Annotated in this window: 27 protein-coding genes and 4 pseudogenes; 30 read left to right on the top strand and 1 reads right to left on the bottom strand. The window is 51.6% G+C overall.

Features of this window, described 5'->3' with window-relative positions; translation table 11 throughout:
- Together rpe and P378_RS23610 are read left to right on the top strand one after the other, a co-directional pair.
- Entirely contained in the window at window positions 1-708 is a 708-nt protein-coding gene (gene rpe / locus P378_RS11435; protein ID WP_099083335.1) for a ribulose-phosphate 3-epimerase, read from the top strand.
- A gap of 180 nt (window positions 709-888) precedes the next feature.
- On the top strand, window positions 889-1,002 hold the full coding sequence (locus P378_RS23610) for an RCKP-type rubredoxin-like domain-containing protein (protein ID WP_338013907.1): 114 nt from the start codon (window positions 889-891) through the stop codon (window positions 1,000-1,002).
- Window positions 1,003-1,198: 196 nt separating this feature from the next.
- Here the strand turns inward: P378_RS23610 and P378_RS11440 are convergent, their stop codons facing one another.
- Window positions 1,199-1,438: a hypothetical protein gene (locus tag P378_RS11440; protein ID WP_099083336.1), complete on the bottom strand. Its 240-nt coding sequence runs from the start codon at window positions 1,436-1,438 to the stop codon at window positions 1,199-1,201.
- A gap of 166 nt (window positions 1,439-1,604) precedes the next feature.
- On the opposite strand from P378_RS11440, the gene P378_RS11445 reads away from it, so the two are divergent.
- From P378_RS11445 to P378_RS11555, 28 genes and pseudogenes are all read left to right on the top strand, one after another.
- Window positions 1,605-2,246, top strand: a complete 642-nt coding sequence (locus P378_RS11445; RefSeq protein ID WP_099083337.1) for an adenylate kinase — start codon at window positions 1,605-1,607, stop codon at window positions 2,244-2,246.
- 517 nt (window positions 2,247-2,763) lie between these two features.
- Window positions 2,764-3,947: pseudogene (locus P378_RS11450) on the top strand (ABC transporter substrate-binding protein).
- Window positions 3,948-4,088: 141 nt separating this feature from the next.
- Entirely contained in the window at window positions 4,089-4,970 is an 882-nt protein-coding gene (locus tag P378_RS11455; RefSeq protein ID WP_099083338.1) for a branched-chain amino acid ABC transporter permease, read from the top strand.
- A gap of 3 nt (window positions 4,971-4,973) precedes the next feature.
- Window positions 4,974-5,954: a branched-chain amino acid ABC transporter permease gene (locus tag P378_RS11460; RefSeq protein WP_099083366.1), complete on the top strand. Its 981-nt coding sequence runs from the start codon at window positions 4,974-4,976 to the stop codon at window positions 5,952-5,954.
- Window positions 5,932-6,699 (top strand): ABC transporter ATP-binding protein, encoded by a 768-nt coding sequence (locus tag P378_RS11465; protein WP_099083339.1) that lies wholly within the window; start codon window positions 5,932-5,934, stop codon window positions 6,697-6,699. Before P378_RS11460 ends, P378_RS11465 begins: the two co-directional genes overlap by 23 nt.
- Window positions 6,700-7,403: pseudogene (locus tag P378_RS11470) on the top strand (ABC transporter ATP-binding protein). It abuts the gene before it with no gap.
- Between the two features lie 323 nt (window positions 7,404-7,726).
- Window positions 7,727-9,013, top strand: coding sequence for a sigma-54 interaction domain-containing protein (locus P378_RS11475; protein WP_238473145.1), 1,287 nt, complete (start codon window positions 7,727-7,729; stop codon window positions 9,011-9,013).
- A complete protein-coding gene (locus P378_RS21740) occupies window positions 8,944-9,342 on the top strand; it encodes an AAA-type ATPase lid domain-containing protein (protein WP_476588327.1) in 399 nt (132 codons plus the stop codon). Before P378_RS11475 ends, P378_RS21740 begins: the two co-directional genes overlap by 70 nt.
- Window positions 9,343-9,445: 103 nt before the next feature.
- Window positions 9,446-10,627, top strand: coding sequence for an ABC transporter substrate-binding protein (locus P378_RS11480; protein ID WP_238473146.1), 1,182 nt, complete (start codon window positions 9,446-9,448; stop codon window positions 10,625-10,627).
- 100 nt (window positions 10,628-10,727) lie between these two features.
- Entirely contained in the window at window positions 10,728-11,600 is an 873-nt protein-coding gene (locus tag P378_RS11485) for a branched-chain amino acid ABC transporter permease (RefSeq protein ID WP_099083340.1), read from the top strand.
- Window positions 11,601-11,610: 10 nt separating this feature from the next.
- Window positions 11,611-12,509: pseudogene (locus P378_RS11490) on the top strand (branched-chain amino acid ABC transporter permease).
- Window positions 12,510-12,523: 14 nt separating this feature from the next.
- Complete coding sequence (locus tag P378_RS11495) at window positions 12,524-13,294, top strand: ABC transporter ATP-binding protein (protein WP_099083368.1); 771 nt, start codon at window positions 12,524-12,526, stop codon at window positions 13,292-13,294.
- Window positions 13,295-13,297: 3 nt separating this feature from the next.
- Window positions 13,298-14,005 (top strand): ABC transporter ATP-binding protein, encoded by a 708-nt coding sequence (locus P378_RS11500; protein ID WP_099083341.1) that lies wholly within the window; start codon window positions 13,298-13,300, stop codon window positions 14,003-14,005.
- 176 nt (window positions 14,006-14,181) lie between these two features.
- Window positions 14,182-15,909, top strand: a complete 1,728-nt coding sequence (locus P378_RS11505; protein WP_099083342.1) for a sigma-54-dependent Fis family transcriptional regulator — start codon at window positions 14,182-14,184, stop codon at window positions 15,907-15,909.
- Window positions 15,910-16,179: 270 nt separating this feature from the next.
- Window positions 16,180-16,485, top strand: a complete 306-nt coding sequence (locus P378_RS11510) for a (2Fe-2S)-binding protein (RefSeq protein ID WP_099083343.1) — start codon at window positions 16,180-16,182, stop codon at window positions 16,483-16,485.
- Window positions 16,482-16,922, top strand: coding sequence for an FAD-dependent oxidoreductase (locus tag P378_RS23015; protein WP_274378710.1), 441 nt, complete (start codon window positions 16,482-16,484; stop codon window positions 16,920-16,922). Before P378_RS11510 ends, P378_RS23015 begins: the two co-directional genes overlap by 4 nt.
- 19 nt (window positions 16,923-16,941) lie before the next feature.
- A complete protein-coding gene (locus P378_RS23020; protein ID WP_274378712.1) occupies window positions 16,942-17,394 on the top strand; it encodes an NAD(P)/FAD-dependent oxidoreductase in 453 nt (150 codons plus the stop codon).
- Window positions 17,391-17,555, top strand: coding sequence for a hypothetical protein (locus P378_RS21745; RefSeq protein ID WP_238473147.1), 165 nt, complete (start codon window positions 17,391-17,393; stop codon window positions 17,553-17,555). Before P378_RS23020 ends, P378_RS21745 begins: the two co-directional genes overlap by 4 nt.
- 15 nt (window positions 17,556-17,570) lie before the next feature.
- On the top strand, window positions 17,571-18,065 hold the full coding sequence (locus P378_RS11520) for a 4Fe-4S binding protein (RefSeq protein ID WP_099083344.1): 495 nt from the start codon (window positions 17,571-17,573) through the stop codon (window positions 18,063-18,065).
- Complete coding sequence (locus P378_RS11525) at window positions 18,066-18,356, top strand: (2Fe-2S)-binding protein (protein ID WP_099083345.1); 291 nt, start codon at window positions 18,066-18,068, stop codon at window positions 18,354-18,356.
- Window positions 18,349-19,497, top strand: coding sequence for an NAD(P)/FAD-dependent oxidoreductase (locus P378_RS11530; RefSeq protein WP_099083346.1), 1,149 nt, complete (start codon window positions 18,349-18,351; stop codon window positions 19,495-19,497). The genes P378_RS11525 and P378_RS11530 overlap by 8 nt, the downstream gene beginning before the upstream one ends.
- A 417-nt stretch (window positions 19,498-19,914) precedes the next feature.
- On the top strand, window positions 19,915-20,313 hold the full coding sequence (locus P378_RS11535) for a 4Fe-4S binding protein (protein ID WP_099083347.1): 399 nt from the start codon (window positions 19,915-19,917) through the stop codon (window positions 20,311-20,313).
- Complete coding sequence (locus P378_RS11540; RefSeq protein WP_238473148.1) at window positions 20,313-22,166, top strand: aldehyde ferredoxin oxidoreductase family protein; 1,854 nt, start codon at window positions 20,313-20,315, stop codon at window positions 22,164-22,166. The genes P378_RS11535 and P378_RS11540 overlap by 1 nt, the downstream gene beginning before the upstream one ends.
- A gap of 93 nt (window positions 22,167-22,259) precedes the next feature.
- On the top strand, window positions 22,260-22,502 hold the full coding sequence (locus P378_RS11545; protein WP_238473162.1) for a ubiquitin family protein: 243 nt from the start codon (window positions 22,260-22,262) through the stop codon (window positions 22,500-22,502).
- A gap of 13 nt (window positions 22,503-22,515) precedes the next feature.
- Window positions 22,516-22,839 (top strand): hypothetical protein, encoded by a 324-nt coding sequence (locus P378_RS11550; protein ID WP_238473149.1) that lies wholly within the window; start codon window positions 22,516-22,518, stop codon window positions 22,837-22,839.
- Window positions 22,805-22,927 (top strand): hypothetical protein, encoded by a 123-nt coding sequence (locus P378_RS23025; RefSeq protein WP_274378711.1) that lies wholly within the window; start codon window positions 22,805-22,807, stop codon window positions 22,925-22,927. Before P378_RS11550 ends, P378_RS23025 begins: the two co-directional genes overlap by 35 nt.
- 38 nt (window positions 22,928-22,965) lie before the next feature.
- Complete coding sequence (locus tag P378_RS21750) at window positions 22,966-23,646, top strand: hypothetical protein (RefSeq protein ID WP_238473150.1); 681 nt, start codon at window positions 22,966-22,968, stop codon at window positions 23,644-23,646.
- Window positions 23,646-24,659 (top strand): annotated as a pseudogene (locus P378_RS11555) (spore germination protein); the annotation flags it as partial. The gene P378_RS21750 and the pseudogene P378_RS11555, both read left to right, overlap by 1 nt.
- Window positions 24,660-24,718: the final 59 nt, after the last annotated feature.

Genomic DNA, 24,718 nt, shown 5'->3' on the forward strand with positions numbered 1-24,718 from the left:
ATGGTGAAAATCGCTCCGTCCATATTGTCAGCAGATTTTGCCCATCTTGCCCAATCCGTTCAGGTTGTTGAAAAGGCCGGGGCCGAGTACCTGCATATCGATGTGATGGACGGTCACTTTGTTCCCAACATTACCATAGGACCCCTCGTTGTGCAGGCCCTGAGGCCGCACAGCAAAATGTTTTTTGATGTTCATTTAATGATTGAACAACCGGACCGCTATGCTCCGGATTTTATTAAGGCCGGGGCGGATCTGGTATGCGTGCACGCCGAGGCGTGCACCCACCTGCACCGCTGTGTCTGCCAGGTCAAAGAACTGGGGGCCAGGGTAGGCGTCTCCTTAAATCCCCATACCCCCTTGAGCCTTATTGAGTACGTGCTGCCCATGTTGGACCTGGTCCTGTTGATGACCGTTAATCCCGGTTTCGGCGGGCAAAAATTCATCCCCGAAGTGCTGCCCAAGATTGAAGCGCTCTCCCGCATGATTGAGGAAAAGGGGCTGGCTACGGAAATCGAAGTGGACGGGGGCATCAATACCGAAACCGCCGCCCTGGTGGCCCGGGCCGGCGCCGACGTGCTGGTGGCAGGATCGGCTATTTTCGGAGCCGCAGATCCGGCCAGGGCAGTAGCGGCTATTAGAAAGGCAGCGGAAAGCAGTTTGACCATCGGCCATCAGCATCGGCTAAAAGATGATTTAGCTGTTGTCTAAGTGACAAATTATCTTTATATGTTGGACTGACAATCGAATGCAAGGAGAAACTTGGTTTAAGCTGTACATAAAAAGCCGATGGCTGAAGGCTGAGGGCCGATGGCCATGGTCACAGCAGATAACAGAAGATTGTAAACCGAATCCAGGGATAATACTAAAATCCAAAGGAGGTGCACAAAAATGGCTGTTTGGAAATGCACGAAGTGTGGTGCTACCAAGGAAGGTCGTTGCCGTCCCCAGAAGTGTGTCTGTGGTGGCACCAAGGAAGATTACGTAAAGGACGAAGCAAAGTAGCTGTTAGACTTTAGGGTCTGGCTTCCGGGTCCTGTTGCTGGTCTTGTGGGTATCTCTATGGGGTTTTGTACAGCTTGCATGAAAAGATACTGGACCCTATAGGAATACCCTTTAGTCTAACAACAGGACCCCAAAGTATTACCCAAAAGTCAAAAAAACTGCCGGCTTTATAGCCAACAGCTTTACATGTGAAAACTTAGTTCATATCCCCGGCACCCTCATTCAGCATGTCCGCCACCAGACGCAGCGTTGCCACTGTATTTGTGAGCAATACCTCATAGAGCATAACCGGCAAAACGTCCTGGATGGTGGCTCCCACTTCACCGGACTGCACCTTCCGGGCTACGATATCGCCGGCCCGGTTCAGGCTGTTGTTTACCAGGGCGATGATTTCATCCTGGTGTTCCTGCACGAATTTGTCAACATTGACGGTCATCTTAAAAACACGTCCTTTAACATTTTGAGTCTATTATACCCCTGGTAGAAGGGGTTTCCAAGAAAAACATTTTTTGTTTTTCTTGTTAATCCATATTGACCAGTTTGTGATATAATATACAATATGATTATGGACGAGCCCACTATAAAACTCAGGAGGGATAGTTGTGAATTTATTAATTATGGGACCCCCCGGTGCCGGTAAAGGCACCCAGGCTGAAGTACTGGTTAAAGAATTAAACATCACCCACATTTCCACCGGTGATATGTTCCGTGCCGCTATCAAAGAAGGCACCGAAATGGGTAAAAAAGCAAAGGAATATATGGATAAAGGCGCTCTAGTTCCCGACGAAGTGGTGATCGGCATGGTGAAAGACCGCCTGTCCCAGCCGGATTGCAAGGAAGGCTTCCTGTTGGACGGTTTTCCCCGCACCGTTGAGCAGGCTGCTGCTCTGGACGCCACCCTGCAGGACATGGGCATCAAACTGGACGGCGTTATCAACATCGAAGTTCCCCTGGAAAAATTAATGGCCCGCTTAACCGGCCGCCGGGTTTGCAAAGGCTGCGGCGCTTCCTATCACGTTATCTTCAACCCGCCCCAGGAAGAAGGCAAATGCAATACCTGTGCCGGTGAACTGTACCAGCGTACCGATGACAACGAAGAATCCGTCGGTACCCGCTTAAATGCTTACATTGAAAAGACCAAGCCTCTGATTGACTACTACGAGGCTAAAGGAATCCTGAAGAGCATTGACGGTGACCAGGAAATCAGCAAGGTTCTGGCAGATATCCTGGCTGCTTTAAAATAATTAACTAAAAACTCTCGCCATGCGAGAGTTTTTAGTTGGAGGAAAGTCCATGCAGCGAGTCAGTATTCCCAAAGCAGAGTTTGCCGTCATCGGCAGTTCATCCACTTTCTCCATCTCCTTTCCCGAGGATATAAACCACCCTGAGATAAAAGTGCTGGAAAGCTGAAGCAGATCAAAGAAGACTAAATTTTGACATCAGTTTCATCTTGAGCAGGAACCTACAATGTGAGATTGTGAACAAAAGAACCCCGTAACCGGCTCTGCCGGTTACGGGGTTCTTTTGTTACCCGGCGAATGACTAGCCGGGGGTGTCAGTACATTGTACACAATATTATTGTTAAAAAACTTATTTTTTAAAATACGGCTGAAGGAATTTATCCCGGGTTGTGGAATATTCTTTTCGTAGAAATTTTTAATCAACTTTATTTTTTTATTGGCGGGAGGTGGTCAAAGGACTGACAGGTGTAATGGTACTAGACAAGTGTTTATTAACCAAAGAACAATGAGGAGGATTGAAATGAAAAAGTTTCGTTTCGTTGCCTTACTGGCAGCAATGGTCATGCTGGTGGCTCTGGTAGCCGGTTGCGGTGGCGGTGCCAAGGAAGAGAAAAAAGCTGCCGATGCCAATGAAATCGTCATTGGCGGTAACTTCGAATTAAGCGGTAACGTAGCAACCTTTGGTAGTGCAGCCGCCAACGGTGCGCAATTATACTTTGATGAAGTAAACGCTGCCGGCGGTGTACTCAATAAGAAAATCAAGTTTGTCAACCTGGACAACAAATCCGATGCCACCGAGGCTGCCAACGTAGCCACCCGTTTGATTACTCAGGATAAAGTGGTCGCTATCCTGGGCGCAACCACCTCCGGTGACACCCTTGGTTTCATTCAAGTGGCCACCGACAACAAAATCCCCGTAGTGTCCAGTTCCGCCACCAACCCGGATGTGACCGTGGATCCCAACACCAAACAGGTGCGCGAATATATCTTCCGCGCTTGCTTTATCGATCCCTTCCAGGCACTGTAATGGCCAACTTCGCCCTGAAAGACCTGCAAGCCAAAACCGCAGTTATTTACGTTGATAACAACTCCCCCTATTCCAAGGGCTTAGCTCAATTCTTTAAAGAGTCTTTCACCAAGCAAGGCGGCAAAATCGTGGGTGAAGAAGCCTTTGTACCGGAAGATCAGGACTTCAAAGCCACCCTTACCAAGATTAAAGGCATGAACCCTGACGTTGTATACTGCCCCGGCTACTATGAGCAAGTTGGTAAAATTGTCAAGCAGGCCCGTGAAGTGGGCATCACCGTTCCCTTCCTGGGCGGCGACGGTTGGGATTCCCCCAAACTGGCTGAAATTGCCGGACCGCAGGCGCTGAACAATACCTTCTTCAGCAACCACTACTCCTCCGAACAGGACGATCCCAACGTAAAAGCTTTTGTAGAAAAGTACAAGACTAAGTTCGGTCAGGTTCCCGACTCCATGGCTGCTCTCGGTTACGATGCCGCTGTTCTGATCGTTGACGCCATCAAACGTTCCGGCGACGGTTCCCCTGAAAAAATCAAAGAAGCTCTGAAAGCTACCAAGGATGTTCAAGCTGTAACCGGCAAACTGTCCTTCGACGAAAACCACAACCCCGTGAAGGGTGCTGCCATCCTGGAAATGAAAGACGGCAAACAGGTTTACAAGACCTACGTAAATCCCTAAATTTTCAGGTTCCACTAAAAATAAATAGTGAGGGGGGGAACCCCCTCACTATATTTCACCAGACAGCATAAGAAAAGCTGTGGCTGCGGTTTGCGCCGCCCAAAGCCTTTCTTATCAATACAACGGATAGGGGTGGCCTCTTTGGAAGTCTTTTTACAACAACTGATCAACGGTATATCCCTGGGTAGCATCTATGCACTGATCGCACTTGGTTATACCATGGTTTACGGCATTGTTCAACTAATTAACTTTGCTCACGGCGATGTCTATATGGTGGGTGCTTACCTCGGCTTCTTTGCCACAGCCATCCTTGGTTGGTCTTTTTTACCTGCCTTACTCATGTCTATGGTTGTCTGTGCCATCCTTGGTATGGTGATTGAAAAACTAGCCTACACACCATTGCGCAACGCTCCCAGAATCGCGGCGCTGATCACCGCCATCGGTGTCTCGCTGTTCCTGGAATATGGTATGATGCTGCTGGTTTCGCCGCAGGTGCGGACCTTCCCCCAGGTATTGACCGAGGTACAATACAAACTCTTTGGTAGTCTGGTTATTACCAACCGTCAGATTATCATCCTGGTAGTAACAGTTGCCTTAATGTTACTGCTGCAATACATCGTTCACAAAACCAAAATCGGCAAGGCCATGCGTGCTGTTTCTCACGATAAGCAGGCCGCTCAATTAATGGGTATCAACGTAAATAACACCATTTCGGCCACCTTTGCCATCGGTTCCGCCCTGGCAGCCGCAGCCGGTGTTCTGGTTGGTATCTACTACAATGCTATCAACCCCTTGATGGGCATCATGCCTGGTTTAAAAGCCTTCGTAGCTGCTGTTCTTGGCGGCATTGGCATCATCCCCGGAGCGATGACCGGTGGTTTTTTACTGGGGATTGTGGAGGCCATGGTGAGCGGTTATGGAAAATCCCTGTATCGCGACCCGGTTGCCTTTGTCATCCTCATCATCATTCTGATCGTCAAGCCGGCCGGATTGTTTGGTAAGAACGTCCGGGAGAAAGTGTAGGTGATGTCAATGTTTGAGCGCAAGATTGGTAAACAAATTGGTATTTTGCTGATTCTGACGGCCATTTGGGGCGTCATCCATTTTATGATTAAAGGCGGCATCCTGAACCCTTACTATGAACTGAACCTGATCTTAATCGGGATTAACATTATACTGGCGGTGAGCCTGAACCTGATTAACGGTTTTAACGGTCAATTCTCCATTGGTCATGCCGGTTTTATGGCAGTGGGGGCCTACGGGGCGGCCATGATCACTATTAAAGCCCACCTGCCCTTTGCCATTGCCCTTTTGGTTGGCGCGCTGCTGGCGGCTGTTTGCGGTATTCTGGTGGGTTTGCCCACCCTGCGCCTGCGTGGTGACTACCTGGCCATTGCCACCCTTGGCTTTGGCGAAATTATCCGGGGCCTTATTGTAAATATTGATTACATCGGTGGTGCCTATGGCCTTTCCGGCATCCCCAAACTGGCGAACTGGACTTGGATTTTCTGGTTAACTGTTCTGACCGTACTGGTTATTTCGAACTTTATCAACTCCACCCACGGTAGGGCAACCATATCCATCAGAGAAAATGAAATTGCCGCCGAGGCCATGGGCATTAACACAACCAAGTACAAGGTAATGGCCTTTACCATTGGTTCACTGTTCGCTGGTTTGGCCGGTGGTTTGCATGCCCATTACTTTTATACCATTCAGCCCAATACCTTTAACTTTTTAAAATCCTTTGACATTCTGGTCATGGTGGTTTTGGGAGGACAGGGGAGTATCACCGGCTCCATTATCGCAGCCATCGCTTTGACCATTCTTTCCGCTTCGCTGCAGAAACTGGCCGCCCTGCGCCTGGTGATTTACGCGTTGCTGCTGATTGTAGTGATGCTGTTCAGACCTCAGGGGCTGATGGGCACCAAGGAATTTAGTTTTAACATGTTCAGCAAAAAATCGAAAGATAAGGAGGGAAAACAGCATGGCACTGCTATCGGTCAATGACCTGTCCATATCTTTCGGAGGTTTGAAAGCTGTATCGGACTTTAATCTGCAGCTTCAGAAAAATGATTTAGCAGGACTGATCGGACCCAACGGGGCCGGCAAAACAACAGTATTCAACATGTTAACGGGCGTCTATTTGCCCACCTCCGGGGACATCCAATTGGACGGCAAAAGCCTGGTGGGACTGAAACCCTACCAAATTAACCACCGGGGAGTGGCCAGGACCTTTCAAAACATTCGCTTGTTCAGTGACTTAACGGTGATTGAAAACTTGAAAATTGCCTACCACAGTCATGCCAAGTACGGCCTGCTGGGGGCCGTCTGCCGGCTGCCGGGATTTTATGCCGGGGAAAAAGAAATGCATGAGAAGTCCATGGAGCTTCTGAAAATCTTTAAACTGGACCACAAGTATGACGAACTGGCCAAAAACCTTCCCTATGGTGAACAGAGACGGTTGGAAATTGCCAGAGCCATGGCTACCCAACCCCGACTGCTCCTGCTGGATGAACCGGCGGCAGGTATGAACCCGCAGGAAACCCATGAATTAATGGGCCTCATCCGCTGGATTCGGGAAGAGTTTGACTTGACCATTCTCTTGATTGAACACGACATGTCACTGGTGATGGGGGTTTGTGAGAATATTTACGTTCTTGATTACGGTCAAATCATCGCTGTGGGAACACCGGACGAAATCAGAAACAACCGCAGGGTGATCGAAGCCTATCTGGGAGAGGAGGCCTCCTAAATGCTAAAAGTAGAAGATGTTCATGTATATTACGGCGCAATTCATGCCATCAAAGGCATTTCTCTGGAGGTTCCCCAGGGGCAAATCGTTACGTTGATCGGTGCCAACGGCGCGGGTAAAACATCCACCCTAAACACCATCTGCGGTTTTATCAAGCTAAAAGCGGCCGGATCATCTTTGAAGGCAAGGATATTACCGGCATGGCTACCCAGGAGATCGTTAAACTGGGGTTGACCCAGGTGCCGGAAGGACGCAGAATTTTTGCCAACATGCCGGTTTATGAAAATTTGGAACTGGGCGCCTTCCTTAATAAAAATAAAAAAGAAGTGGCGGAAGGCATTGAGAAAGTCTATAACCGGTTCCCCAGACTGCGGGAAAGAAAAAACCAGCTGGCGGGCAGCCTGTCCGGCGGCGAACAGCAAATGTTGGCCATGGGGCGGGCCCTCATGTCGAAACCCAGACTGCTGCTGCTGGATGAACCGTCCATGGGCTTGTCTCCCATTCTGGTTAAGGAGATCTTCTCCATTGTTAAAGAATTAAACGAGCAGGGCACGACCATTCTGCTGGTAGAGCAAAACGCCAAAATGGCGCTGTCCATCGCCCACAGGGGCTATGTGGTGGAAACAGGCCGCATCGTGCTGGCCGGGGATGCCAAGGAACTGCTGGAGTCACCGGAAGTGAAAAAGGCCTATCTGGGCGGCTAAACAGCAGAGAGGGGATTCTTTTGTTCCCCGTTCTCCTGGGCAGTATCTGCTGATTGGCAGTATGAATGTCAATTAATCGCACACGATATGACACTTGTTCATAAAAAGATTCAAAAATATGCAGGAATTTTTACTTCGGGTGTGAAATTTGTTAAACAGAAAAAATAAAAAGAACCTGGATGTGATGGGCTATGGGGAGGTATCATACATTCTACCCAAGAGCCAGTGATTTGCACATTCTACCTGTCCAGGAAGTTGATGAGTCGGTTTCTGTAAAGGAAGGACAGAGGTTACTGCAATCGGGCCTTTTGGGTGGTTTACTGTTGCGTGTTAATGAACAATATATGGTTGTTTTATCCTCTGACTTAACATACGCTGAGGAAAGAGATCCTTTAAGCGCTGTTGCTCGGAGACCGGCTTTATTTATCCCGGAGGATTTAGCTTCGTCTGAACTGTTTAAACAATGGATGAAAAGCCCGTCTTCGGTACCTGTCATTAAGAATGCTTCCAACAAACCGACAGGCATGCTTGATCCCTTGCATGCGGCCGGCGCGCTGCATGCCGAGTTGGTTAAAGTGAGAAGTTTTTTTGAAGCCGTCTTATGCCAGGTGAATGAAAGTGTCTGCGGCATTGATAAACTGCACCGGGTGGTTGTATGGAACCCCAAAGCAGAGGAACTTTACGAGATAAAGTCGGAACAGATTCTTGCCGCGCGCATCGAAGACTTTTTCTCCAACCTGAGAGTCAGCAACTGCATGCATGAAAAGAAAGAATTAAAGGGCCATTACCACCAGCCCTGTGACGGAACCCACGTTCTGATTAATTCAGCGCCGGTTATGGCAGAGGATAAGGTGATTGGCGGCCTGTCGGTGGAGAAGGATATTACCGAACTGGTCCAATTGAACCAGGAATTGACTAAAGCCAGTTCCCAGGTGAAATTATTGGAACAGGAGATACGCAAAATATCCGGTCTGGATTGCGCCTTTCGTAAGTTGATCGGGCGTAGCCAGGCCATGCAAAGTTTAATTGCCTTCGGCAAAAAGATCAGTACCACGGACGCCACGGTCCTGTTAAGGGGCGAGAGCGGCACCGGGAAAGAACTGCTGGCCCGGGCCATTCACCAGAACAGTCCCCGCCACATGAATCCCTTTATCGTAGTGAACTGCGGCGCCATTCCCAACAACCTCTTTGAGAGCGAACTTTTCGGTTATGAGGGAGGGGCCTTCACCGGGGCTGACCGTAAGGGCAAACCCGGCATGTTTGAGTTGGCCAACGGGGGCACCCTTTTCCTGGATGAAGTTGGCGAAATGCCCGTGGAAATGCAGGCCAAGCTGCTGCGGGTACTGCAGGAAGGAGTCTTTTACCGGGTGGGCGGTTCTGAGCCGGTCCAGGTCAACGTAAGGGTACTGGCAGCGACCCACCGGGATTTGGAGACCATGATCAGCCGCCGCCAGTTCAGGGAAGACCTGTATTACAGATTGAACGTGGTGTCGCTGGAAATTCCTCCCTGCGGGAACGACGGGAGGATATACCGGAACTGGTGCACCTGTTTTTACAGGAATTCTGCCAAAAATATGATAAGTCCATTAAAAAGGTGGAGCCGGCGGTGATGACTTCCTTTTTGGATTACATCTGGCCGGGCAATGTGCGGGAGTTAAAAAATGCCGTGGAACGGCTGGCGGTACTGACGGACGGGGATATCATTGACGAACAATCCCTGCCGGAGAACCTGCGCAGAAATACCTATATTTCTTTGGTGACAAGTCCCGTCTCCCAGGGTAAACTGATGAATGTGGCGGTGGAAGCGGAAAAACAGCTGATCCTGAAGACCCTGCAGCAAGTCAGGGGAAACCGGTCGGAAGCCGCCAGAGTGCTGGGCATTCCCAGAAGCACACTTTATTATAAGCTGCGTCAGTTGGGCATTCCAGCCAAAGGATAAATAACCTTTTTTAACAGGAGGTGAGTGTGTACCTTTCGTCAAATATTAACCAGTTAGGAAAAATAGAATGGAGGCAGAGTAGAGAGATGAAAAGTGGTAAACTGTGGAAACTGTTATCCTTATGGTTATCACCGCCATGCTGTTAACCGGCTGCAGCGGTGGCGGCGGCGAAGAGAAAAAGGCTGCTGAAGGGGATAAACCGGCCGCTGGTGGCGAAACGATTAAGATCGGCTTCTTGGGCGCCAAAACCGGCAACCACGCAGCTTACGGCGTGGAAACCCTCAAAGGAATGCAAATGGCTGCCAAGGATATCAATGATGCAGGCGGTATCAACGGCAAAAAGATCGAAATTGTTGAAGAAGACCATGGCAGTAAGGTTTCCGAGGGAACGACCGTTACCCAGAAACTGATTACCCGGGACAAGGTTGTAGCCATCGTGGGTGACCCCACCACCGGTATTACCAAAGCCGCTGCGCCCATCGCACAGCAAAATAAAGTTGTACTGCTGTCCGCCGGCGCCGTGGGCACCGGTGTGGTTGAAATCGGCGAATACATTTTCCGTGACACCCTGCTGGACGCTGTGGCGGCTCCGGCCGTTACCAAATACCTCGGTGAAAAACTGGGCTGGAAAAAGGTCGCAGTGATCACCTCCATGAACAACGACTACAGTGTTGGCCTGACCAAGCTCTTTAAAGATGCTCTGGCCGCCAACAAGATGGAAATCGTAGTTGAACAAAGCATCCAGGACGGCGATCAGAATTTCGCCGCACAAGTTACCGCCATTAAAGGCAAGAATCCCGACGGCATTATCTTCACCGGTTACTACACCGAGGGCGGCCTGTTCATGAAGGAAGCCCGTAAGCAGGGCATGAAAGCCGTTATGGTAGGCGGCGACGGCCTGCTGTCCGATGTACTGATGAAGATGGGCGGCGAAGCTGTGGAAGGCAGCATGGTTTACTGTGGTTTTGCTGCTGACGAAGCCAAAGCCGGCGAAAAGACCAAGAAGTTTATCGAAGCCTACAAAGCCGGCAACAACGGCGCTCTGCCCGATATGTTCTCTGCCCAGGGTTATGACGCTGTGATGCTGATTGCCGATGCCATCAAGGCTGCCGGCAGCGACGTGCCTGAAAAGTTCCGTGCTGAACTGGCCAAGACCAAGGATTGGATCGGTGTCTCCGGCACCATTACTTTCCAGGAAAACCGCGAACCCATCAAGAGCCCTGTCTACTTGCTGGAAGTTAAAGGCGGCAAGTTTGCTGTGAAGGATACTGTTGACGTAAAGTAATTGGTCGTGTTCAATTAAATAGGAACGGGTTGCAGCCATTCACGTTACGTAAATGGCTGCAACCATTGTTTAACTACCCCCGCCGGAAGGAGAAGATAGAATGCTGTCGCAGCAGATATTGAACGGAATAACACTGGGTGCAACCTACGCTCTGATTGCCCTGGGCTATACCATGGTGTACGGTATCATTCAGTTAATTAACTTTGCCCACGGAGAAATTTATATGGTAGGGGCCTTCGTCGGGGTGTTGATGGTTACAGTGTTTCAACAGGGACTGCTGGTATCTTTGGGCGCCGCCATGCTGGCCTGTATGATCATGGGGGTTACCATTGAACGAATTGCTTACCGTCCGCTGCGCCGCTCCACGCGCCTGGCTCCTTTAATTTCCGCCATCGGTGTCTCGATTTTTTTACAGACTCTGATGACGAAAATTAAGGGACCGCAGCCCGTTGCCTTTCCACCTGTCATCAATGACGCCCTTTACAAAATGGGCCCCGTTGAGATCAGTAAGGTGCAAATTATTATCTTAATCGTAGCCAGTTTGCTGATGGCTGCGCTCCATTTCATTGTCAAGTATGTGAAGATCGGCAAAGCCATGCGGGCAGCATCGGAAGATTACGATACCGCTGCCTTAATGGGCATTAACGTCAACCAGGTGATTTCATTTACTTTTGCCATCGGCTCCGCCCTGGCTGCGGCAGGTGGTGTGCTGGTGGGCATCTATTTTAACTCGGTATCTCCTTTTATGGGCGTAACAGCCGGCCTCAAGGCCTTCTGTGCCGCCGTTTTGGGAGGGATTGGCAGCATCCCCGGGGCCATGTTGGGGGGACTTTTCCTGGGTGTGGCGGAAACCCTTGGTATTGCCGGCGGCTTTGATCTGTATAAGGACGCCATTGCCTTTACCTTGCTGATTATCGTATTGCTTTTCCGGCCCACCGGGCTGCTGGGACGACCAATCCAGAGGAAAGTGTAGGTAGATCGTCATGGATAGCATTTTCAGCATGTTTTTAAATGACTACTATATCCAGGTACTGACAATGCTGGGTATTTATCTGATTGGTGCCCTGGGGCTCAACCTGATCACCGGTGTCACCGGGCAGCTCTCCTTCGGGCATGCGGCTTTTTTAAGCATTGGCGCCTATACATCGGCTATTTTAAGTCTCAAACTTCATATGCCTTTGCCCTGGCAATTTTAGCCGGGGGTCTGATGGCAGGCCTCTGGGGGGTACTGTTGGGATATCCCACCTTACGTTTAACCGGCGACTATTTGGGAATTGCTACCCTGGGTTTTGGTGAAATTGTTCGGGTTGTTTTCTTAAACATGTCAATTACCGGCGGTGCTTTAGGACTGGCGGGCATTCCCCGCAGCGCAACCTTAACCGCGGTATTATTCGTCGTCATTCTTACTGTCTGGGCGATGGTTCGATTGGAAAATTCTCGCTTTGGCCGTTCCCTGGTGGCGATTCGTGAGGATGAGATCGCCGCTGAGGCCATGGGCGTTAATATTACTACCACCAAGATTGCCGCATTTGCCATTGGCACATTCCTGGCGGGCATCAGTGGTGGACTGTATGCTCACTTGATCCAATACCTCAATCCCTCGGATTTTGGATTTATTAAGTCCTTTGAGTTCCTCACCTTCATTGTACTGGGCGGATTGGGCAGCATTCCCGGCGTTATTCTTGGCACCAGCGTCCTCACCCTGGCGCCTGAGTTCCTACGGTTTATTGCCGATTACCGGATGATGGTTTATGGTTTGCTGATGGTCTTTATGATGATCGTTCGTCCCAGAGGTTTGCTGGGCGGTGTGCAATTAAGCCGCCTCTTTGCCAAAAAGAAGGTCCAACAGACCGGTACTTCCGCCTGCGGCGGGGCCAACTGATGGAGGTGAAGGATATGTCAAAGACAATTTTGGAACTGGACAGCGTTACCATACGTTTTGGTGGCCTGACTGCGGTGGACAGCGTGGACATGAAAATCGAGGAAGGCACCATCCGTGCCCTAATCGGTCCCAACGGAGCGGGCAAGAGTACCATCTTTAACTTGATTACCGGTATTTACCCCCCGACAGCCGGGGAAATTCGCTTTCTGGGAAACAAGATTAACGGCCTGAAATCCCACCTGATTACGGAAATGGGGATTGCCAGGACCTTTCAAAATATTCGTTTGTTCGGTGAAATGACCGTTTTGGACAACGTTAAAATCGGCACCCATTGCAGAACATGTTCCGGTTTTCTGGGGGCTCTTGTACGCAGCCCCAAGGTGAAGGCCGAGGAAAGGACCATTACGGAAACTTCCATGGAAGCCCTGAAACTGATGGAGCTGGATCACAAGGCAGACGAACTGGCCATGAACCTGCCCTATGGAGAACAGCGCCGCCTGGAAATTGCCCGGGCCCTGGCCAGCCGGCCCAAGCTGATCCTGCTGGACGAGCCTGCTGCGGGGATGAACCCGCAGGAAAAGCAAACCCTGATGAGCATGATTCGAAAGATACAGGCCATGGGCCTTACCATATTTTTGGTTGAGCACGATATGAAGTTTGTCATGAATTTGTCCGATCGTATTGCTGTTTTGGACTATGGCAGAAAAATTGCGGCAGGTTCCCCGGCGGAGGTCCAGCGGGACCCGGCAGTGATTGCCGCCTATTTGGGAAAGGAAGTGGTCTAGCCCATGCTGCTTGAAGTGAATGACCTGCATGTTTCCTATGGGGCTATCCGGGCGCTGAAAGGTGTTTCCTGCCAGGTAGGGGAAGGGGAAATTGTGGCGTTAATCGGCGCCAACGGCGCCGGAAAAACCACCACCCTGCGCACCATTTCCGGACTGATTCGCCCGCAAGGGGGCACCATTGTTTATAAAGGCCAACCCATCACCAAAATGCCCCCGCACCAACTCGTCAGTTTGGGAATTTGCCAGGTACCGGAGGGCCGCCGGGTGTTTACCAGAATGACCGTTTTGGAAAACCTGGAAATGGGTGCCTACAGCCGCAAGGACAAAGCCAATGTAAAGACAGATATTCAAAAGGTATTTCAACGTTTCCCCAGGTTGGAGGAACGGAAAACCCAGCTGGCCGGCACCCTTTCCGGCGGGGAACAGCAAATGCTGGCCATGGGGCGGGCCCTAATGTCCAGACCTACGGTTTTGCTGATGGACGAACCTTCCATGGGGCTGGCTCCCATGCTGGTGCAAGAGATCTTTGCCATTATTAAAGAAATTAACCAGGCCGGCACCACCATTTTACTGGTGGAGCAAAATGCCCACATGGCTTTATCCATTGCCAATAGAGCCTATGTATTGGAAACCGGTGAAATCGTGCTGTCGGGCCCGGCCAAGGAACTGGCCAATAATCCTGAAGTACAAAAGGCCTATTTGGGTGAATAATAAAGCGTAGAAAAGTAGGAATAAATCCTACTTTTTGGCGTGTATACAATATTTTTTATGCCGTTCTCTTTGCCTACAATTCAATCCGGGATGTCGTCAGGTTAAAGGTAATACTCTCCGGGAACATTTCTCACCTCGAACCTCTCACATCTCACTTCTCAAATGAGGGTGATCATATGCACAAAGGATTTTTGACTGTCAAAGACATGCTGTATAAAGACCTTCTACCTGTTACTCCGGAGACGACCATTGGCGAGGTAAGGGAAAAAGGCATCCCGAACCGCCCTGTGGTGCTGGTCATAGAAGGGGACAGGTTGGTGGGGGTACTGCTCTGGAAGGATGTCATCAACCGGAAGTTGGAATCAGACGTTCCCGTCAAGCAAGTGATGAGAAGAGACTTTTCCTCGCTGGATGAAGAGGACCAGAACAGGGAAATCTTGGCTTTCTTACCGGAACTGCGCTACCACGCGCTGGTCTGCAGGAACAGCCAGGGCAACGTACTGGGGATTTTATCCTATGACCAGGTTTTTCACGACCTGGCCCTGCGGGTCTGTGAAACCGAGGCGCGCATTAATGCGGTGGTGGAGACCGTTGACGAAGCCATCTGCATTGTTGACGGTTCGGACAGGGTGATTACCTGGAACAGCCGGGCGGAAGAGCTCTATGGCATCAAGGCCCAGGACATCGTGGGCAAACCCATTCACCAGTTCTTCTCCAACCTGGTTGTCACCAGAGTCAACAAAGATTGGCAGGAAATACGCTCCCTGCACCACCAGCCGGTGGAAGGCACCCATGTACTCATCAACGCCACCCCTGTCCGGCTGGGACCAAAGGTAATCGGCGGGGTCACTGCGGAAAGAGATGTTACCGAAGTGGTCCAGCTCAACCAGAAATTAAACCAGGCCAGTTCCCAGGTGCAGCGTTTGGAAAACGAAATTCATAAAATATCCGCCGACAGAAATCCCTTTGCCTCCATCAAAGGGCATCACAAACGGTTGGTTGAGCTTACCAACGTGGCCAGAAAAGCGGCGTCCACCAGTGCCGTGGTCCTGCTGCGGGGAGAAAGCGGCACAGGCAAGGAACTGTTTGCCAAAGCCATCTATGAGGCCAGTCCCAGGGCGGATAAGAAATTTAACGTTATCAATTGCGCGGCCATCCCCCCGAGCCTGTTTGAGAGCGAAATGTTTGGCTATGAAAGCGGGGCCTTTACCGGGGCGGACAAGCGGGGCAAAATCGGCGTCTTTGAGATGACGGACGGCGGTACCCTTTTTATGGATGAAATTGGCGAACTACCCCTGGACATGCAGGTTAAACTTTTAAGGGTGCTGCAGGACGGTGTGTTCTTCCGGGTGGGCGGTTCCACGCCCGTCAAGGTTGATGTCAGAATCATCGCCGCCACCAACCGGTCTTTGGAAGAAATGATGGCCGAAGGCACCTTCCGGGAAGACCTTTATTATCGGTTAAATGTTGTTTCTTTGGAAATCCCGCCGCTCCGAGAAAGGCGGGAGGACATTCCAGAACTGGTCTATTTGTTCTTGCAGGAGTTCAGCCAGCTCTATAACAAACACATCAGCAAGCTGGAACCGGGCGTTATGGCCACCTTCCTGGCCTATTCCTGGCCCGGCAATATCCGGCAGCTGAAAAATGTCATCGAGCGCATGGTCATCCTCACAGAAGGGGACACCGTGCCGGAAAGCGCCATTCCCGACGCCTTGAAGATGACAACCCGCCAGGACCAGGTGACCGCCACCGTTGGTCTGGCTTCGGTGACTGAACAAACCGAACGGGAGTTGATCATCCGGACCTTAAAACAGGTCAACGGCAACCGGTCCGAAGCCGCCCGCATGCTGGGCATCCCCAGAAGTACCCTTTACTATAAAATGCACCAACTGGGTATCATGTAACCCCTGGAAGCACTGTACAGACAACTGTGTCCAATGCTACTACAGTATGTACAAAATTCTAGACAATATAATCCGCTAGTCGGAAAAAACACGTGTAACACGTGTTTTTTCTTTTGTATACAAACTTTTTTAAAAATTTAACCCATTCAAGAGTCCACTAATTGCAGGACTTGACGGTGGTTTGACAGGGTGTGTTGTACTCCTTTGGTGGATTTTTGTCTTTTTTGGCATCGATCTTGCAATATATACTCCAGGAGGAGGTATCGGCTCATGCGTATAGATCGACATCCCATCTTGGACTTTACGACCGGAGACAAAGTAAAATTCACCTTCGAAGGCAGGGAACTGGAAGGCTACGAGGGAGAAACCATTGCTGCGGCTCTCCATGCTGCAGGCATTCGCGTTATGCGGGAGAGCGGCCATTTACACCGTCCCAGAGGACTGTTTTGCAATATCGGCAACTGTTCATCCTGTCTGATGGTGGTTAACGGCGAACCGAACGTCAGGATCTGTGTGGAACGCCTGCGTGAGGGAATGGTGGTTGAGACCCAGAAGGGGAAAGGTGAGCTAAAGTGAAGCATACGGAAATTGCCATTGTCGGGGGCGGCCCGGCGGGCCTGGCAGCGGCTCTCAAGGCAGCCAAACTGGGGGCACGGGTACTGTTAATTGATCGGAACGACTATTTAGGCGGTCAGTTGATTAAGCAAACCCACCGCTTCTTTGGGTCCAAGGAACAAAGGGCTTCCGAGCGCGGTATCGATATAGTGCGGGAATTGGACGGTGAGGTAACGGCCAACGAAAATATCCAGGTCATGACCGAGGCCACTGCCCTGGGGTATTACGAAGACGGCGTATTGCTGGTGGAACAGCATAACAAAATCTCTGCCATTAAACCGAACCGTTTGATTATTGCCACCGGCGGAGCGAAAAGACCCTGCTGTTTCCCAACAATGACCTGCCCGGCGTTTACGGAGCCGGCGCGGTACAAACCCTGGTCAATGTGTTCGGCGTAAAGCGGGGAAGAAAGTGCTGATGGTGGGAGCCGGCAATATCGGCGTAATCGTCAGTTACCAGCTGCTGCAGGCAGGCGTGGAAGTGGCGGCCATTATTGAAGCCGCCCCGCGCATTGGAGCCTACTGGGTCCATGCCGCCAAGGTGGTACGGGCCGGTGTGCCCATTTACACCCGGCATACCATTCTACGGGCCCACGGCGAAAAGGAGGTAACCGGGGCCACCGTTGTTCAACTGGATGACAACTGGCAGCCGGTGCCGGGAACCGAAAAAGAAATCGATGCCGATGTCATCTGCCTGTCCGTTGGGTTGACTCCCTTAACAGAGCTGTTATGGCAGGCCGGCTGTAAGATGGTCTTCGTTCCCGAACTGGGTGGCAATGTGCCTCTGAGGAATGAGCATTTGGAAACCTCGGTGCCCGGTATCTATGTGGCCGGGGATGTGGCGGGTATTGAAGAAGCTCGGCAGCCATGATGGAAGGGGCGCTGGCAGGCTTAAACGCAGCCGCCGGCCTCGGATATACCAGTGAAAGTTTAGAGGCGGACCGGCAGTATGTCCTGTCACAGCTGGAGGGTCTGCGTTCCGGTCCGGTGGGAGAGAAAATTCGCAAGGGCCTGGCCCAGGCCATTCTCTAGATAGGAGTGATCAACATGCTGGCACAAAACGGAATTCCCACAGCGGAAGACGTGGCCGGGGTTCTTCCCTCGGAGGAACGGCTGGCCAGGGGGCCTGTGGCCATCGCCGAGTGCTTTCAAAATATACCCTGCGACCCCTGTTACCACAGCTGCAAGCAGGGAGCCATTGCTGAGTTTGCTGATATCAACGAGCGTCCCAGAATCGATTTTGAAAAATGTAACGGCTGCGGAATGTGTATGAGCCGCTGTCCCGGTCTGGCCATCTTTGTGGTGGATGCCACCTATTCCGACAGCGAAGCGCTGGTAAAAATCCCCTACGAGTTTCTCCCCATACCGGAGGCCGGTGAAACCGTCACAGCCATTAACCGGGCCGGCCGGGCAGTGGGGGAGGCCCGGGTGGTCCGGGTGCAGAATACCCGGGCCCAGGATCGTACGGCCATCGTCTGGCTGGCCATTCCCAAAGAATTTATGATGGAAGTGCGGCACTTTAACGTTAAGGGGGTACGGTAAATGTGTGATGCAAACAGGAAAGACCTTATCATCATGTGCCGCTGCGAAGATATTACCGTAGACGAGGTGCGGGCTTACATCGAACAGGGAGTTACCGACTTGGAGCAGCTGAAGAGACTCCTCAGGGTCGGCATGGGACCCTGCCAGGGCAGGACCTGTACCCCCTTGATTGTGAACGAACTGGCCAGGGCCACCGGGCAACCTGTCAAGGAGATTCCCCTGACGGTTTTCCGCCAACCCACCACACCGGTGAAACTGGGTGTCCTGGCGGGAGGTACCGACCATGAATAGAACCGCAGACTATGTCATTATCGGGGGCGGCGTCATCGGTTGCTCCATCGCCTACAACCTGGCCAAAAAGGGTACCAAGAACATTGTTTTAATCGAAAAAAAATACCTCACCAGCGGCGCCACCGGGCGCTGTGGCGCTGGGGTCCGCATGCAGTTTGGCACCGAGACCAACTGCCTGCTGGCCAAGAACAGCATCGAAATGTTTGAACACCTGGAAGAAGAACTGGCTTACCAGGGCAGCATCGAGTTTAAACAGGGAGGCTACCTGCTGCTGGCCTACACCGAGAAAATGGTGGAGCAATTCCACAAAAACCTCGGGGTGCAGCACAAGTTGGGCATTCCCTCCCGCTGGGTGACGCCGGAGGAGGCCAAAGAAATCGTGCCCCATTTAAATACCCAGGGCCTGCTGGGGGCCACCTTCTGCGGCAAAGACGGCCACTGCAACCCCTTCAAGACCACCGATGCCTACGCCAAAGCCGCCCAGCGCCTGGGCGTGGAAATCATTACCTATACCGAAGTTACCCGGCTGCTGGCCAATGACGGCAAAATCACCGGTGTAGAAACCAGCAGGGGCGTCATCGAAACCCCGGCAGTCATCCTGTGCGCCGGTTCCTATTCCCGGGACCTGGCCGCCACCATCGGCATTGAACTGCCCCTGACGCCGGAACGCCACCAGATCCTGGTCACCGAACCGGTGGAAATGATGCAGGGACCCATGGTTATGAGTTTTTATCACGGCCTCTACTGCCAGCAGGTGCCCCACGGCAGCTTCGTCATGGGCCTGGGGGACCCCAACGAACCCAAGGAATACAACCAGAACGGCAGCTGGCAGTTCCTCCATGAGATGGCGGCCAAAGTTACCTTCATACTGCCCCCGCTGGCCAATCTCCGGGTGGTCCGCCAGTGGGCCGGTCTCTACGACCTGACACCGGACCGCCAGCAAATCCTGGGCAGCGTACCCGGCATTGAAGGCTTCCACCTGGCGGCAGGCTTCTCCGGCCACGGTTTCATGATTGCCCCCATGACCGGCAAACTCATGGCCGAGCACATTTTGGGAGAGCAAACCAGCCTGCCCATCAGCATGTTTGACTTCACTCGCTTTGCCCGAGGAGAGCTGTATGTAGAACCTTCGGTTGTGTAAAACAATAAGTACCATTAAGAGGAAAGTAAAAGGAAATGTAAAAAGGAAACACGTAAAAAGAAAACATAAAGAACACACAAAAAAACAAACCATTTTCAGGGAGACTGGCTTTTCTGCAACGAAGCGGGCGTAAGAGAAGTGAGATGTGAGAAGTTAGACGTGAGAGAGGATTATAAAAAAAGATTTACCCCAATAGTTTCTCACCTCTAACCACTCACTTCCCACCTCTTAATTGCCAGGCTGCCCCTTAGCAAACACCTGCTACCAAAGGCAACAAAACTCATGTAGGTAAAATCAAAAAGATTGAGCCTGATATCTATAGAGTAAGAAAGTATAAAGATTTTTCTGCGTAATACCTAATCAGTTAAAGAAGACTAAATAAAAACAAATATCTAAGCCATAGGAGCGTGAAAATCCTTGAAAATTGCTTTAAACGAAGCCCGCTGCTCCGGCTGCCGCACCTGCCAGGTGATCTGCAGCCTGCACAACTTCGCGGAAAACAACCCGAAAAAAGCAGCGGTAAAAATTACCGGTCACTTTCCGTCCCCCGGCCACTACGAAATCACCATTTGCGACCAGTGCGGCGTTTGCGCCGCCGTCTGTCCGGCGGAAGCCATTATCGAAGCAGACGGAATTTACCGCATTGACAAAGAAAAATGCACCGGCTGCAGCGAGTGCATAGAAGTTTGCCCCTCCAACGCCATGTTCCGGCACCCCGCAGAAAAGGCCCCCATCAAATGTGTGTCCTGCGGCCAGTGTGTCGAGCTATGCCAGCGGGGCGCCATTTACGACGCAGATGCCAGGGAGGTGCAGTAATGAACGGTTACGGCGGCAACATTTTAAGAATTAACCTGACCACCGGGGAAATGAACATCCAGCCCCTGTCCGAAGAAATGGCCAGAGAATGGATCGGCCAGCGCGGCTTTATCGCCAAGACCCTCTGGGAAGAACTGAAACCCGGCATCGACCCCCGGGGCCCGGAAAACAAACTGGTCATGTCCACCGGTCCCCTGGCCGGCACATTGGTCCCAGCCGGCGGCAAAGTTAGCTTTGGCGCCAAATCACCGGCCACCGGCATTTACGGCGAAAGCTGCATGGGCGGTCACATTGCCGCGGAAATGAAATATGCCGGGTACGACATGATCATTCTGGAGGGCGCTTGCGCCAAACCCTGTTACCTCTATATCAAAGACAATCAAGTGGAGATCCGGGATGCCTCCCACCTGTGGGGCAAAGGCGCCATCGAGGCTGAAAAGGCCCTGAAGGACGAACTGGGCGAAGAATTCCAAATCTGCACCATCGGCCCCGCCGGTGAAAAGCTGGTTAAATACGCCTGTATTTCCCACGACTTTGGCCGCCAGGCCGGACGTACCGGCATGGGCACCGTTATGGGCAGCAAAAATGTCAAGGCCATCGCCATCTGCGGCAGCAACAGCATTCCCCTGGCAGACCTGGCCGCCACCGTGGCCAAGGGCAAGGAAATGCTTAAGGACTGCTTTGCCAAGGAAAACCTGGACGAGTGGCAGGATTACGGCACCGCCGGCGTACCGGTCTGGGCCAACAACATTGGCGCTTTCCCCACCAAGAACTTCCAGTCTTCCTACCTGGAGGGCAACGAAAATCTTGACGGTAAGGTCATGCGCGACAAGATGGTGGTCACCGACAAAGGCTGCTTTGGCTGCCCCAGCCCCTGCGGCAAATACTGCTATGTCAAACCTTACAACGTCTACACCGAAGGTCCGGAATACGAAACCACCGCGCTGATCGGCGGCAACTGTGTCTTTACCGACATTGAGCAAGTGGGGTACCTCAACTACCTGTGCGATGAATTGGGCCTGGACACCATCTCCGCCGGTAATGTCATTGGCTTTGCCATGGAATGCTATGAAAAGGGCATTCTGACCAAAGAGCAGGTGGGGATGGAACTCAAATTTGGCGACGTAGAAAGCTTCAAATACCTGCTGGAGAAAATTGCCGCCCGGGAAGGCATCGGCGGCATCCTGGCCGAGGGCGTAAAATATGCAGCGGAACAGTTTGGCGGCGATTCCATCAAATACGCCATTCAGGTGAAGGGTCTGGAGTGGAGCGGCTACGAATCCCGCAGCGCCCCGTCCAACATGCTGGCCTACATGACCTGCGACCTGGGGGCTCACCACAGCCGGGCCTGGTCCGTCACCCACGATATCGCCGTGGGCAGAAAGGTGCTGGAGGGCAAGGCGCAAAAGGTCATCGATCTGCAGCACATTCGTCCCTTCTTTGACCTGATCGGCTGCTGCCGCCTGCAGTGGGTGGAAATTGGTTTTGAACTGGAACACTACCCGGAAGTCTTCCGCTATATCACCGGGTTTGACTACAGCCAGGCTGACTTAATGAAGATTTCCGAAAAGGTATGGAACCTGACCCGCGCCTTTGCCTGGCGGGAAATTGAGGACTTTGGCAGAAAGTACGACTACCCGCCGGCCCGGTTCTATGAAGAGACTGTAACCAGCGGCCCCAACGCCGGGGATGTGCTATCCAAAGAAGCCCTGGACTTCCTGCTGGATGATTACTATAAACTGCGCGGCTGGGACCAAAACGGCCTGCCCACCCGGGAAAAGCTGGAGCAAATGGGGCTGGGATTTGTAGTCCGTGAGTTGGATCCTACGGCCGTAAATTATCTTAAGTGCTAGAGCTAGCAGTTATACAATCAGGCCTTCAGCCTCTAAAACTGATGCCTGGGCTGATAGCTGATGGCCAGGGTTTCATCTAAACCATACAAGGGAGTGATAACTTTGCAAGTAAAAGTAAGAGTCACCGGTCTGCTCACCGAATACTTTCCCGCCGGCAAAGGAGTGCTCCCGGTTTCCATGGATAAGCCTTTAACGGTGAAAGAAATTTTACAGCAAATCAAGGTAAACCACGAACTGGTCATGACGGTGGTCGTCAGCGGCCAGCGCAGGGATTTATCCTACGTACCTCAGGACGGCGAAGAAATTGTACTAATTTCCCCCCTAGCCGGGGGATAAAGCACAGCCACCCATGACGCCCAATGCCTGCCGGGCCACCACTTCGCCCTACGGCAACCTGGAACGCCCCTTTAACCTGGCGGAACTGGCCATTGCCGCCGGGGCAACCTTCGTGGGGAGAACCACCACCTACCATACCAAGCTGCTGACGGACTTAATTATAGAAGGCTATAAAAATAACGGTTTTTCCCTTATCGAAGTGGTGACCCACTGCCCCACTTCTTTTGGCCGGCACAACAAAATGGGCTCGCCGGCGGACATGTTGAAATGGCAGCGGGACCATGGCGTAACGGCCCTGCGTTATGAAAATCTTGAGTCCCGAAGAACGGGCCGATAAATTTATCGTGGGCGTGCTGTACAAGTGCGAGGCGCCCGAATACACGGCGGAATACCAGAAGCTGCAGGAAAAATTCCGGGGGAAGTAGAGGAAATATGCAATGATTTAGTTATGAGTAATTGTTTCGTGTCGGACAACCCGGGGGTGACCCCGGGTTTTAATATATTTTGGATAATCCACCTCTTTATGGTGAAACTAATAGCGGTGATGAAAATGAACCTCTGGCAGATGATTAAAAAAACCTTTGTTTATAAGCCAAACATGGACGGGGAAGGGTTTGTCCTCGCAGAAACCCCGGAAGAACGGGCTGAACTGGTACAGGACAGGCAGAATAACCCCGACCAAAACGGAGATGCAGGCAAGGAACAACCCCAGGTCACCGAAGAGAAAAAGAGGACTGAAAAACGCGCTCAATTAAAGAAGCCCTTCCGGGCCTCTCAGAAAGAGAAAACCCGGACAGGAGAGAAGGGGCAAAAAAAAGAGCCCGAAGAAGACAAAAAAGAGACTGCCAACGTCGAAGAAAAACCTGCTGCTGAAGACAATAAGGATAAAGAACATGGCCGCCGCAGGCTGAAAAAACCCCTCAAGGTCTCTGAGGCCCAGGAACACCAGGACCCGGACAAAGTAAGTCCTTTCCTGGAGGTTAATAAGAAGCGCATTGAGGAAATTTACGGTTTGCCGGAAAACAAGGATTTCATTATCCGGGAATTTACCATTGCCCTGAGCCCTCCGGTGCAGGCCTTTGCGTTGTTCATGGAGGGCCTCAGTGATAAAAAATCATTAATCAGCATATCCTGCAGCCCATGATGTTGTTTTCAAATTTTCATGAGGTTGTGGAAGGTTACTTGCTTGACCATGTTCAGAAGCGTGTTTTAACCGGCAATCAGGTGACCGCCCATGAAAAGTTTGAACAGATTGTGGGGGGCGTCAATTACGGTTCCACGGCTGTTTTCATCGACGGCTGCGACCAGGCGCTGCTAATGGAGACCAAAGGCTGGGATCACCGGGGTGTCGATACACCGGCCAATGAGCCCGTCATCCGGGGACCCCAGGAAGCCTTCGGCGAAACATTGCGTACCAATACTGCCTTAATTAGAAAATATATTCGTTCAGCCAAATTAACCACCGAGATGTTTAAGGTGGGTGAGATTGCCCAAACCGACTTGGCCATTATGTATCTACGAGGTGTAGCCAATGATAGTTTAGTCAAAGAAGTAAAGCGAAGAATCAAATCTCTCAAGTCCGACGCCATTATCGATAGCGGCATACTGGAGCAATTTATCGAGGACCGGCCCTGGAACATCGCACCCCAGGTGATGGCCACCGAAAGGCCTGACCGGGTGGCTTATATGATTCTGCGGGGTAAGGTGGCCATTTTACTGGGAGACAATCCCTACGTCTTAATTGTTCCCACCACCATGTTCGATCAGCTCCACACCCAGGAAGATTACTACCTGCGGCCATTGTACGGTTCCTTTCTACGTCTGGTGCGGGCATTGGCTTTTTACATCGCTTTTTTAACACCGGGGGTCTACCTGTCCATCGTCTTATTCCATAAGGAAATGATCCCCACCGAGCTTTTACTGGCCATTACCGGAGCCAGGGAGAGGGTGCCCTTTCCAAGTATTATCGAAGTTATCGTTTTGGAGGTTTCCTTTGAATTTATCCGGGAGGCCAGTGTTAGGATTCCGGGTTTGATGGGGGCCACCATCGGCATTGTGGGGGCGTTGATCCTGGGCCAGGCAGCGGTGCAGGCCAACATTGTCAGCCCCATTCTGGTCATTGTGGTGGCGGTGACCGGCCTGGCTTCCTTTGCCATCCCTTCTTACTCGCTGCAGTTTTCCCTGCGTATTGTTCGCTTTGCTTACATCGTTTTAGG

This window comes from Desulforamulus profundi, assembly GCF_002607855.1.